This is a genomic window from Bacteroidota bacterium (assembly GCA_018266755.1).
GTDB lineage: Bacteria > Bacteroidota > Ignavibacteria > Palsa-1295 > Palsa-1295 > JAFDZW01.
This window is the reverse complement of sequence record JAFDZW010000001.1, coordinates 361036-373206: the sequence shown is the minus strand read 5'-3', so window position 1 is coordinate 373206 and position 12171 is coordinate 361036. Positions and strand designations below refer to the sequence as shown.

At 56.8% G+C, this 12171-nt stretch carries 7 protein-coding genes; 2 read left to right on the top strand and 5 right to left on the bottom strand.

The genetic code is table 11. The annotated features are described in order from the left end of the window. Window positions 1-474 precede the first annotated feature (474 nt). Both rfbB and JSS75_01475 read left to right on the top strand, forming a co-directional pair. Entirely contained in the window at window positions 475-1458 is a 984-nt protein-coding gene (rfbB, locus tag JSS75_01480) for a dTDP-glucose 4,6-dehydratase (protein ID MBS1902358.1), read from the top strand. Continuing rightward, a complete protein-coding gene (locus JSS75_01475) occupies window positions 1455-2294 on the top strand; it encodes a sugar nucleotide-binding protein (GenBank protein ID MBS1902357.1) in 840 nt (279 codons plus the stop codon). The genes rfbB and JSS75_01475 overlap by 4 nt, the downstream gene beginning before the upstream one ends. Here JSS75_01475 and ptsP read toward each other — a convergent pair. The 5 genes from ptsP to JSS75_01450 all read right to left on the bottom strand — a co-directional run bounded on the left by ptsP (window position 2284) and on the right by JSS75_01450 (window position 12113). Next, window positions 2284-4089 (bottom strand): phosphoenolpyruvate--protein phosphotransferase, encoded by a 1806-nt coding sequence (gene ptsP, locus JSS75_01470; GenBank protein MBS1902356.1) that lies wholly within the window; start codon window positions 4087-4089, stop codon window positions 2284-2286. The genes JSS75_01475 and ptsP overlap by 11 nt on opposite strands. Window positions 4090-4330: 241 nt before the next feature. Next, window positions 4331-6910: a zinc-dependent metalloprotease gene (locus tag JSS75_01465; GenBank protein ID MBS1902355.1), complete on the bottom strand. Its 2580-nt coding sequence runs from the start codon at window positions 6908-6910 to the stop codon at window positions 4331-4333. A gap of 377 nt (window positions 6911-7287) precedes the next feature. Further along, complete coding sequence (locus JSS75_01460; protein ID MBS1902354.1) at window positions 7288-10656, bottom strand: exodeoxyribonuclease V subunit gamma; 3369 nt, start codon at window positions 10654-10656, stop codon at window positions 7288-7290. 18 nt (window positions 10657-10674) lie between these two features. Continuing rightward, window positions 10675-11229, bottom strand: coding sequence for a hypothetical protein (locus JSS75_01455; protein MBS1902353.1), 555 nt, complete (start codon window positions 11227-11229; stop codon window positions 10675-10677). Further along, window positions 11229-12113 (bottom strand): hypothetical protein, encoded by an 885-nt coding sequence (locus JSS75_01450; protein MBS1902352.1) that lies wholly within the window; start codon window positions 12111-12113, stop codon window positions 11229-11231. The genes JSS75_01455 and JSS75_01450 overlap by 1 nt, the downstream gene beginning before the upstream one ends. Window positions 12114-12171 lie beyond the last annotated feature (58 nt).

Here is a 12171-nt window from a genome sequence, read left to right as displayed (position 1 = left end):
ACATTATCACAACTCTGTATGCCATGATAGTGATTGGTCAGTGTTTGTTCGGAGATACACGACTGTGCATCCGCAATCCTTACAGACAGGAGAAGTCCTGATAACAACAGGAGAGCGTGTATTGCATTCTTAATGTTGTGTTTCATGTTTAAAATGTTTATGTTGTTAGATCATCTATGTCCGACTAAAGAAACGGCAACTCCAAGGCACTTGCAACCTTGAGGTTCACAATTATCGTCAATTGTTTTTTTTGTTGATAATTGCATCAATGTGCAACTTAGACTTTCATGAATCGCTTGGAATAATTAACATAATCAATATTTTACGAATAAGTTCCGCACTTGCCAATTACGCCTAATGAATGAATTCCGATAGTCGGCCTTTTCCAAGTTTTTTTTCCCTCCTCTTTTCTTTTCTACGACGAGATCACTGCGAATTGTGTTAAGTATGCTTCTTCGGTAACTATATCGTCGTATGAATCTCCTCATTACCGGCGGAGCCGGATTCATCGGGTCGAACTTCATCCGCATGGCGGTGGCGAACGGCCATCGCGTCGTGAACTTCGATGCGCTGACGTATGCCGGTCGTCGCGAAAATCTCGCCGACCTCGAAAGCGGCTCACACTATCGGTTCGTTCGTGGGAGTATCTGCGACGCCGAAGCGGTGCATTCGATCTGTACGTGTGAGAAGTTCGATGCGCTCGTAAACTTCGCGGCCGAAAGCCATGTGGACCGCTCGATCCATGCCGCGCGGGTCTTCAGCGACACGAACGTTGCAGGCGTGGCGACGCTCCTCGAAGCTGCACGCGACGCGGGCATCCCGACCTTCGTGCAGATCTCGACCGACGAAGTCTATGGCAGCCTCGGTGCGAACGGGACGTTCAGCCACGACTCCCCGCTCGATCCGTCAAGCCCGTATTCATCCACCAAGGCCGGTGCCGATCTACTGGCGCTCTCGTTCTTCAAGACGTGGGGATACGACGTGCGCATCACGCGTTGCACGAATAATTACGGCGCGTACCAATTCCCCGAGAAGTTCATCCCGACGATCATCACCCGCGCCGTGCGCGGACAGCAGGTGCCGGTCTATGGCGACGGATTACAAGTCCGCGATTGGATCTACGTCGACGATCACTGCCGCGGCATCTTCAAGACGATCGAATCCGGGAAACCCGCAGGTGTTTATCTATTCGGCGGCTCGAGCGAACGAACCAACCTCGATCTTTCGCGCCTGATCCTGCGCCACGTCGCGCGCAAGATGGGCAAGGACGAGGAAGCGTTGCTCGGCCTCATCACCCACGTGACCGACCGCCCCGGCCACGACCGGCGATACGCGATGGATTGGTCGTCGAGCGAACGCACCCTCGGCTGGCGACCCGAGACCAATTTCGATACCGGCATCGAGCGTACCGTCGATTGGTATCTGGAGCATTCCGCATGGTGGAGCGAAAAACTATGAAGATCGTAATTATCGGCAAAGGACAAATCGGCTCGGCGCTCTTCGATGCGCTGCATACGCACGAAATTACCCAGTGGGCTCACGATATTGCGGACCTCTCGAGCGACGCGCTCGAACGGCTCTCGCCAGATGTCGTGATCAACGCGGCGGGCCGCACCGATCTGCGATGGTGCGAGGATCACGCACGAGAAGCATTTCGCTCGAACGTCGAAGCGCCTCTCGAGCTTTATCTGCGCATCCAGCGCATGAAGCATCGTCCGCGCTATTTGCACTTCTCAAGTGGCTGCGTGTGGGATGGCCCCTACGACGAGAACGGCAAGCCGTTCACTCCGGCGTCAGCGCCGACGCCGGCAGCGTATTACTCCTGGACCAAGGCATCGTGCGACGCGCTGCTGCTGCAACGCGACCCAGGCGGTGTGGCGATCTTGCGACCGCGCCAAGTATTTTCGCATAACCCTTCGCCGCGCAGCACGCTTACGAAACTCTGCGCATACGAAGGGCTCATCGATACGCCTAACTCGGTCTCGAGCATCGAGATCATTACCAAGACCGTACGCTACCTCCTCGACGGCGTGGATTGGACGGGCATCTGGAATATCTACGACAAAGGCGTCACGACGCCGTTCACGATCGGAAAGATGCTCGCCGAAGCAGGGTTGCGCAAGGAGCCGAAGCCGCTGACGAAGTCCGAGCTCGACAGCTTCCACAAACCCAAACGAGTGGATACGGTACTCTATGACGAGCGATTCGAACGATTGATCAAGCCCGACGATGTGACGTCTGTGCTGCACCGCATGATCGACGCCTACGCGACGAACATCGGTGTTACGTCGTAAGCGCTTCGATCTGCGCTTCGGTCAGGAATTCCGATTGGAGTTTGCGCTTTGCCAAAAAGCGATAGAGGCTGCGCTTAAGCTCGGGGAGGGTCTGAAAATCCGACAGCACGCGATGCGTCAGCGCTCTGGTTTCACGGTAGCTTAGTTTGCGAATCAGAGACGACATGTGCTCGACTTTGTTCGGCGCTACCGAAATCTCGTCGATGCCGAGGCCGACGATAAATGGCAGTGCGCCGGTCTTCCCGCCCATCTCGCCGCACAGCGATACCGGCTTTTTCCGCAAGTGCGCTTCTTTGACGGTCATGGCGATCAGGCGAAGCACCGCCGGATGCAACTCATCGAAGAGATGCGCGATAAACTCGTTGCCCCGATCCACGGCGAGCGTGTACTGCGTCAGGTCGTTCGAGCCGATCGAAAGGAAATCGCATCTCGCGGCGAACGCTGCCGCTTGCAACGCGGCCGCCGGTACTTCGATCATTACACCGAATTTGATGTCTTCGTCGAACGGTTCGCCCGTCGAGCGAAGATCGGCTTTCGCCGCTTCGAGATAAAGCAGTGTTCGTTCGAGTTCGTCGATGGTCGTGACCATCGGAAATAGCAACTTCACTTTCCCCACCGCCGATGCGCGCAGGCAGGCGCGAAGCTGGGCCGTCAGGATGTCCGGTTGGTCGAGCAGATTCCGGATGCCGCGCCAGCCGAGGAACGGGTTCTTCTCGCGGAACCCACCGCCGATAAGCTTATCGCCGCCGATATCGAATGTGCGGATCGTGATCGGCGCCGGTGCGAAATGCGATGCAAGGTCCGTGTAGATGCGTGTCTGCTCTTCTTCGGTCGGGATCTCGTCGTTCGCCGTCAGAAAGTGCTCGGTGCGGACGAGGCCCAACCCTCGCACCGCCTTTCCTTTCACTCGTGATATCTTTGCCGCTTCGTCCACCGCTTCGGGGCTGATCAGCTCCATGTTCATGTTCACGACGATCTGTTTATCGTCGGTCGTCAGCGGCGGTTCGCTGCCATCGCGACGGACGGCCGCAACACGCGCACGTTTTTCCTTGATCGACTCCGAGAGCTTTGTACGGTATTTCGCCAGCGTTGCATCGTCCGGCGTGACGAAAAGCTCGCCCGTGAAGCCGTCGACAATCACGATGTCGCCCGTTTCGATATGCGCTGCCGCACCGCGCAAGCCCACGATGGCCGGAAGATTCAGCGAGCGCGAGAGGATCGATACGTGGCTCGTCGAGCCGCCCGCGTCGGTCGCAAAGCCGAGCAGTTCGTGCCTGGCAAAGAGGATCGTATCGGCAGGGGTCAGCATCTCGGCGACGACGATTGCCGGATGATCGAGCTTCGAGACGATCTTCTGTTTCTCGATCAGATGGCGCAGCAGACGCTGTTTGATGTCCTCGACGTCGTCCGCGCGTTCGCGCAAGAGCGGGCTTTCGCTCGTTTGCAAAAAGTGTTGATGATGCGAGAACTCACTATCGACGACGTAGGCGGCCGTCTTGTGCTCGGCACGGATACGGTGGCGAATCGTCGAGAGCACATGCACATCGTCGAGCATCATTTTCTGTGCCTCGAAGATCGCGCTCGCCTGTGCGCCGGCTTTTTGTGCTGCGAGCGCCGAGACTTTCTCGATCTCGATCTTCGCTCGTTCGATCGCATAATCGAACTGCGCGACCTGCGCGTCGGTCTCGCTTGGGTCGAGCTCGCGATCCTCCGCCACGATCAACGAGCGGTTGAAGTGATAGGCCGGACCGATGGCGATCCCGCCGTTAGCAGCGATTCCGGTATATCGAAGCACCGAGTGTGGGTTAATTATGTGTCAATATACAACGATTCGAACAGGAAGTTTCTTCCGGGGAAATCAGGGGCATTCTATATTCACCTGCGCGCATACTATACAGCGAATACTCCGCGTAAGCCCTGACCTCAAGCAAATCGAATTCTGAATTTCGTAACGATCGTCCAAACGCCTATAAACGAACAACCCCGCGCATAGAGAGCGCGGGGTTATCTCGGTGAATTCTTCCGATATGCCGCGCTTACTGCTTGACGAACTTGCGTGTGCCCTCGCCGAACCCGAAGTCGTAGTGCAACACATACGTACCGGACGACAGCGAACGAAGATCGAGCGTATAAATACTCGACGAACCGATCGACACGCGCTTTCCGGCAAGCACGGTTTTCCCGAGCGCGTCAGTGACCGACACCATCAGCGTCGACGCCGGAACATCGTTCCATTCCAATACCAACTCGTTCGAGGCCGGATTCGGATAGATCGAAATGTGTTCGTCCAACTCCTTCGTGATAACGCCGGAAGTCACGCTCAGCGTGTTCGAACGCGACTCGCAGCCGTTCGTCCCGGTGACGATCACAAAGTACTGCCCGTTCGAGGTCGGCGTAAACGTCGGGTTCGTCGCGCCGGAGATCAGCGAGCCGGACTTATACCACTGATACGATGCATACTCGACCGAGGTCGGGCAATTCAACGTATTCCCCGTTTGTGTGATCGTCGGTCTGGTCGGCGCGGTGAGTTTCGTGAATGCGATCGCATTCGACGTATCCTCGCATCCCTGACCCGTATTCGTGACCAGGCACGAATACGAACCGGCGGCCTTGACCCAATACTTCTGGGTGGTGACGCCAACGGACGAGCCGTTCTTCAACCAGAGGTACGTCTTGAATCCGCTGCCAGCGTCGATCTGGACGGAGTCGTTCTCGCAGACGGTGAGCGGTCCGCTATAGTTGACCGTACACACCGGCTTCGGAGCGACCGTCACGATCAGATCCGCGCTCGACGAACATCCGACCGAATCCATCGCGGTGAAGGTGTACGTCGTCGTTGCGCTCACCGGCACCGTAATCACGGAATCGACTCCCATGATCGTGCCGCTCGTCTTTTCGACCCACTTGTATGTATATCCTTTCTTCGTCGCACCGAATCCGCCAATCGTCGTGCCGTGCAGATTGATCTGCCCTGCGCCGCACACCGTCAGGCTTCCTCCGGTGACCGCTTTGAGCTGATCGATATTTACGACCATCGTATCGTAAGTGCGCAGATTGTTGGCATCCGTGAGCGTCAGTACATAGGTCGTCGTTGCATTCGGTTTGATCTTGAACGACGGATCGGAGCCCACGATGAAGTTCGTACGCATATTCCGCCAGGAATACACATAGGGCGGAGTGCCGAATTGGCCGGAGCCGGAAACGGTTGCCGAGTCCGTCCCACAGACATACGCATCCGGGCCCGCATTTGCTTGGGGCAACTGCTCATTGACGAGGCAGGTCGCCGCCTGCAGCCACTGCAGCATCTTCGGGATGTTGCGCGTGTGGAATTTGAGGATCACACCGCCGCTCGTCAAGTGGCAATAGCTCATGATCGTACCGGTTGTGGGCACAGTGCCGCTGAAGCAGTTGCCTTCTGCCGGATAGCAGGAGTCAATCGCCGGATTCCAGAAACAACTGTGCGTATGCGGCGATCCGACGACGTGGCCAAACTCGTGCGAAACGACATCGACATCCCACACAAAGCCGTCGCGGGGATAGGTGACATTATCGTTCGTACCGCAGACACAGTACCCGTGGTCGAGACCGGAGTTTACGCTGCAGATCGTCCCGAGCCATGCCAGACCTCCGATGCCCTTCCAGCCGCTCAGTAAGATGGCGCCCGCACGGTTATCCGACGGAAGATCGTTCGAGTTGGTCCAACTGTCGAGCGTGGCGTTGATCGTCGTGTCCGATTCGTTGCGATACGGATCGTTCGTGATCCACAGTTTCAAATACTGCGATACGAGCGCGGCATTAAGATCGCGAACGTAAATATCGCTCGACGCAGCAAGCGTCGCAAGGGCATACGCAAGCGCCTTCGACGTATCGTTCTTGAAATCCTGGTAGTATCTGTAGTCGCATTCGATATCGACTTTTGCGACCCGGACGTTCTTGGCCTGCACACTCGCATTGTGGAGCGGGTCGGCCGGTGCGGCGATATCGGCAGCGATACGATCGAGAGCTTTGAAGTTACCCGGAAGTTCTTCCGTGCCGCAGATCCATTTCGCCGACGCGTCGTGCGTACGGTCGATCGCATTCTGCGCATAACAGATCATCGTTGTCGCAGCTTCCCCGCTCTGGGAGACGGGTTGGACGAGATAGCGAGTGCTCGAACCGTCCGCATTCACAAGCTCGACATACCCGAGTACCATCTTGTCGAAGACGGCGAGGTACACGTGGGAGCCGCTTCGTCCGTCGACTTCACCTCGCAAGAGCACATGCGCGGGCAATGCAAGCGGGATATCGCCCGTTGCCGTTCGGCCGACAATCTTCGCATCGCGTGTCGTCGCCTCGAACTGCGAAACGCTCAACGTGACCGTGCCTGAGCCAAGCGGGAAGTTCTCGATACGCGAAACGGGTGGCGCATACTGCGCGGCTTGTCCGAATACATACGGATCGATGGTGAAAAAACCGGCGTCGGCTGGAAACGGCGCTCCGGCATTCAAAGCCGGTGCAACGGTGCGACGGAACAGACTTGCTTCAAACGATTGGGGCTGCTGTGCCAATACATTCGCGCCAACGAGCACGAACAATGCAACCGTCAGCACGGAACGGATAGGGGTGGATACTTTCATGCAACTCGTAATGATCAATACAGTTCACAGGGAACACGGGCCACGGGCACCGGCGTCAGTTAGGGTGCAACAAAAAACGGACCAAAAAATGCCGCTCGGATTGAAGACGAGTGGCTCCGTTTGCACAGTCTATGAAGACGTCATTCTGAGCGAAGCGAAGAATCCCTCGATGAAACGCAGTGAGGCTCCGCCGCAGGGATTCTTCGCTTCGCTCAGAATAACAGGGCGTTGTTGAGCATGACCATATAACACTCAGTCAGCACCTCATTGCAGAGTATATGGACTATTGCAGTATTTGGGGCACGACTACACGGATGCGCGAAGAGGAGAGGAATGCAACGAGAGGTGTATGGTAGGAGAAACGCGTAGCCAGTATCTTAGGACACAGGCAGCACCCCATCCGCCTCGGCCTGGGCCACACGGCAGACTGCCTGAAACTCGCACCGCGAGCAGGTTGCGGCCTTGCGATCGGCACGGACCAGTTGGAACCGTCCCTCCACGATTCCCTCGACATACTGTTGCGCGAAGCCAATGACGGTGTCGATAAAGCCCTCTAACTCCTCGACGCTTGCAAATTTCTTTCTGATATTCGTCGGTTCGATCGCACCGGAATCGATCGCCTCTTCGAGTGCGATTCTGAACTGTCGTGGTTTGTCGGTCTCCTTGAGCGAGTGATACAGCGCTGCAACACCCCGAACGGCTTCGTCGCCGAGATGTGCGCGAAGCAGATCTTCGGCGATACGAACATAGAGCGGCAGTTGCAGACTGATCCCTCGTTCCATATCGGCACGCGATGCCATCGAACCCGTCTTGTAGTCGATGACCACGAAGTTGCCGTCGTCATCCATATCGATGCGGTCGATCTTTCCGCGAAGTTTGATCCCTCCGACCTCGACCGGCGGATGCGGATCGGGATATTCGGTTCGCTCGGCGGCTCCGCGCTGGCCGAATGCAAGTTCGAAATACCGAGGTTGCGTCGTGATCGACTGAAGCTTGGAATCTTGCTCGGCTTGGATGAATCGTTCGATGACATTCGCACCCTCGACGCCTGCGCCGAGTAACTGACCGTGATCGAGCCGTGCGAAGGGATGCATTCGTTCGAGCGACGTCTCAGGATAGAGTTCGTCGATCACTTCGCGTGCGTTCACGAGTGCCGCGGCGCCCATCGTACGAAGATTGAGCCCTCGTTCGCGCAAGCGTTCGAGCAATCGGAAGAGACTCGTATGAACGATCGTCCCTTTCTCCAGCGAATCGAGCCCGTCTTCGATCTCCGTCTGGGTCTTCGAGAGCCCGAGTACATACCGGCAGAAGTACTTGAATCCGCATGCCGCATACGTTTCAAGCTGTGTGATGGAATACACATGATCGCGGTATATATCCAATCGGTCGCGCTCTTCCTTGTCGAAATCCGACTTTGGCAGAACGCCGGAGAACACGTTTGCAGCATCATGCCTGCGCATCTGTTCGGCGGCAACGATCGCCCGTTCGGATGTACGCAGTGTGCGAGCGGTTGATTGATCCAACCCTGCGTCGGTTGCAACGGCGAGCAACGCTTCGAGCTGCTCGGGAGAGCCGGAAGCAACGGCGGTTGCTGCAAGACGATAGAATTCGGGCCGCGACAATACCGTCGTGTTCGTATCCACGACTTCGTCGCAATGCACTACCCGTCGCAACGCATCGAGTGCAAGCGACCGATTATATGCCCGAGTCCCCTCTTCGGTGCCTGTATGCCACGAAAGTGTTAGGTGCGTTCGGAAGGTAGCGAGCGTCTGGTAGAATTCAAATCGTTGCTCGACCAGATGTACGTCGTGGGTCTTCGAATGCTCCTTCGGCGCAAAGAGCGCCCGACGATAGGCCCGGGGGAATAAGCCTTCACGCAAACCCATCAAAAAGACGTGATCGTATTCATTGCCATAGAGCTGATCGAACGACGTCACGATCACTGCGCTGCCGGGCTCCGCGCGCTCGGCGCTGCGTGCGCGAGTCGAGGCTGTGCGTAAGCGTTCGAGGTAGAACCCAAGTTCGAGCGGCGTGTTCGCGAGCCCCAGCGTTGCGCAGAGCGATTCGAGTTCGTCGAGCAACGATTCGAGCGCCGCCAGCGCGCGCGTTTGTTCTTCGAGCACTCCGGCGCCAAGCATCAGATCGGCAGTTCGAACGACCGAACCCGCTAGATCGAGTTCGTGCAGCGTCTCGCGAACGAACCGCACGAATTCCGACGGCGTACGCTGCTGACGTCCGGCAACAATGAACGCTTCGAGCCGCCGAACGGGAGCCAGCGAACGACGAAGTTCGCTCAGATCGTCTTCGAGCGTTCGTCTCTCGAATTCGTCCTCGAAGACCATTGTCAACCGATACTCGACGTCTGCAATGAGTTCTTCGATCTCCGAGCTCCACTCTGCCGATCCCTGCGGCAGATGATGCCGCGTCATCACCGCCAGCAGCGCATGCCGGTCGATCGGCTCGCCGTGCGCGTCGCGAATCGTAAAGTACGGCGATTCGACTACCGAGCGAACGCGGCGTCTGCTCAGACCGAACAATGCGAGCGAGAGTAGGTACTCGAACGCATGATAGATCGGCAGTTGTGCAAGCATGGATCGATGCGTGAGCTGCACCGGTATGCCATATTCCTCAAAGACGGAGCGAACAAGAGGAGCATAGAGCGCCTGATCGGTCGATGCGATCGCGATCTGTTTCATCTCGGGCGCCATGTCAGCCGACAACAGCAGCTTCACCTGCCGAGCGACGAAGCGCACCTCGGCTTCGATCGAAATTGCACGATGCTCGGCGATCATGGTCTTTGCATCGAACGGATCCGCACTCGCACGACGAGAAAAGAGCGAGCGCCGAAGATGACTGCGAAATTGCTCGATGCCTTCGGCCGGCCCATGAGCGCGAGCCTGAATCACGAAGCCTCGTTCTTCGAGAATATCGGCAAGCGTATTCTGAAATCGGAATAGCTCGGGGTTTACGTTCTCGCGGTCGAGCGCGAACGTCACATTCAATTCGTCAACCGATCCGAGCGGCAGCAACAGGTCGAGGGCCGGTTCGGTGAATCGTATGAACGGTGCGATCAATACGTCGCGCACATTCGGGAATGCCATCCGGAAAAAGGCGGCATACTCGCGCGCTTTCGCATCCTCCCCGCTTCGGATCGGCAAACCGAGACGGTCGATGAGGATGAAATATTGTCCGTAGAGATCGACCAGCGAATCGCGGATACGGTCGGTGTATGCACTATAGATAGCGTGAATATCCTGCAATTTGCGCCGTTCGGAATTCTCCTGCGGGGCGCGTTCAAGCAACTCGCCGAGCCGCTCGACCGATACACCCTGTTCTTTCAATCCGTTAATGGCTGCGACGATCTCGTCGAACGTCCCCTGGAATAGCGGCAGCCCAGGCCCCGCGGACGAACGTTCTTCGAAATAGTGCAGCGCTCCACGAGCGAAGAGTTCGCGGATCGACAGCTCGATCAATGCGGCGGACTGCCCGGCGCTGATCAATTGTAATTGGGGCCGAACGACCGTGCGCAGCGCAGTGATGAATTCACCGAGCGAGAGAATATGCGGAAGCATCAGCGCACGATCTCTGCAAAGAGCGGTAATGCGGTTGATCAGATCTCGCGCCTCGGCAGCCGTCGGTACAATGTAGAGAAAATTTCGCCGATCCCCTGCGAGTACGCGTGCCGTGACTTCCGCTTCGAACGAAACGGGAAGTACGAGACCCGGATGGTTGCTTGCGTATTGCACGGGTAGACTCTGTCTGCGTTAGTTCTTCCAGACCTTCACAAACCGTCGCTTCGACCCCAGCCATGTGATGGCGTAGAGATGGTCGCGTCCGCCATAGACCGAAAAAATACGATGCGGCGCTGCATCGAACTCTCGTGCTTGCGCACTTGCCGGCGCAATCTCGGCCGCAGCAGTACGCGAGAGGATCGAGTCGAGCGGTTCGTCGCCGCTATTGGTAAAATTCTGGTTGATGAAGAAGGTTTTCATCAGGTATTCCAATCGCCGCCACTTGACGGTGTCGGCGAGTTTGTCGCGGGCCTCGAAGTAGCTCTCGGCCGGCCACTGATCGAAGAACAGACGTTTGCCATTCTGATAGACACCGAAGCGCACCATGATCTTCGAAAATCGCTTCGACGGCGTCGTCTCGACCTGCAGGGTCTGATACGAGGAGTCGTCGATCATGTGCACACTATCTCGTACCGTGCGAAGCACGACCCCGAAGGGTTTGTGCCGTTCGAAAATACTAACAGAATCCGGCGCCGTTGTTGCGGGCACGGATCCTTGCAGGAGTAACAAGCCGAGAAGTAGCAGCATCAGGAGCCGAGTTCGATCACGACGACTTTCTTTGCCTTCACACTCCAATAGACGGCTTTTGCGCCCTCGCCGGCGGAGTAGTATGTGAAGACCGGTAGTTTCGCCTTTGCGAGATCCGAGAAATCTTTCGAGTCGATCCGACGCGTCAGCAGCGAGCCGGGATTTTTTGCCAGTGAATCTACCGAATTAAAATGGGTCGGACGCAGGAAGCGATCGAACTCCGCGTTCATGACCTCTTGCCGTTCGCGTTCGCTCAAGTCGGGACGATTCCGCGTATATGCCGACATCGCCCAACGATCTTCGTAGATCGTAGTCTTCCCGCTTCGGATCACGAACACCGCCTCATCCTTGCGCGCATCGCCGCCAGTGGCCGAGAGTACGAACTCCACTTTCGCGCTGTCGTTGCGGAAGTCCACGAACACACGACGCGATAGTTGTTTCTGTGCGGACGTGGGCGTGGCAAAGATGTCGTCGCCCCTGCCTTCTTCATCGACTGCGTTCAAGCCGATCCAGTACAGCGTGTACTCGCCCGAGCCGAGCGTTGCCGGATAATGGTAGATGATCTTGTTCTTCCTTCCGCCAACGGCCACGTATGTAGCCTGGTCGTTCTCGTTGCGATAGAGGTTCGCCGCGTCGACGGGAATGAGGAAGTAATCGCGGAGCGAGTCGTAAAGCGAGAGATCCGTTGCCTGCGGGTAGCGGTGATTGACTTCGTGATACCGTTCGAGCGCCACTTCTATCTGCTGCAGCGTCTCGTTTGCGCTCTGCACCGTTGCTTTCTCCGAAGCGCCTTCCATGTGCCGGAATCCGATGCCTTTACATGCAGCGAGCAGAGGCAGCGTGGCCAGCAACGCATATCGTATGATCGATCGTGTGGTCTTCATCGTACGAATAGGAACAACCGGAAATGAAAAGTTGTGCAAGACGCCGATTGCTTTTGTG

What these genes read in the sequence shown, in the direction of transcription:
- rfbB (MBS1902358.1), top strand. Translation starts at nt 475, where the DNA reads ATGAATCTCCTCATTACCGGCGGAGCCGGATTCATCGGGTCGAACTTC.
- JSS75_01475 (MBS1902357.1), top strand. Translation starts at nt 1,455, where the DNA reads ATGAAGATCGTAATTATCGGCAAAGGACAAATCGGCTCGGCGCTCTTC.
- JSS75_01465 (MBS1902355.1), bottom strand. Translation starts at nt 6,910, where the DNA reads ATGAAAGTATCCACCCCTATCCGTTCCGTGCTGACGGTTGCATTGTTC.
- JSS75_01455 (MBS1902353.1), bottom strand. Translation starts at nt 11,229, where the DNA reads ATGCTGCTACTTCTCGGCTTGTTACTCCTGCAAGGATCCGTGCCCGCA.
- JSS75_01450 (MBS1902352.1), bottom strand. Translation starts at nt 12,113, where the DNA reads ATGAAGACCACACGATCGATCATACGATATGCGTTGCTGGCCACGCTG.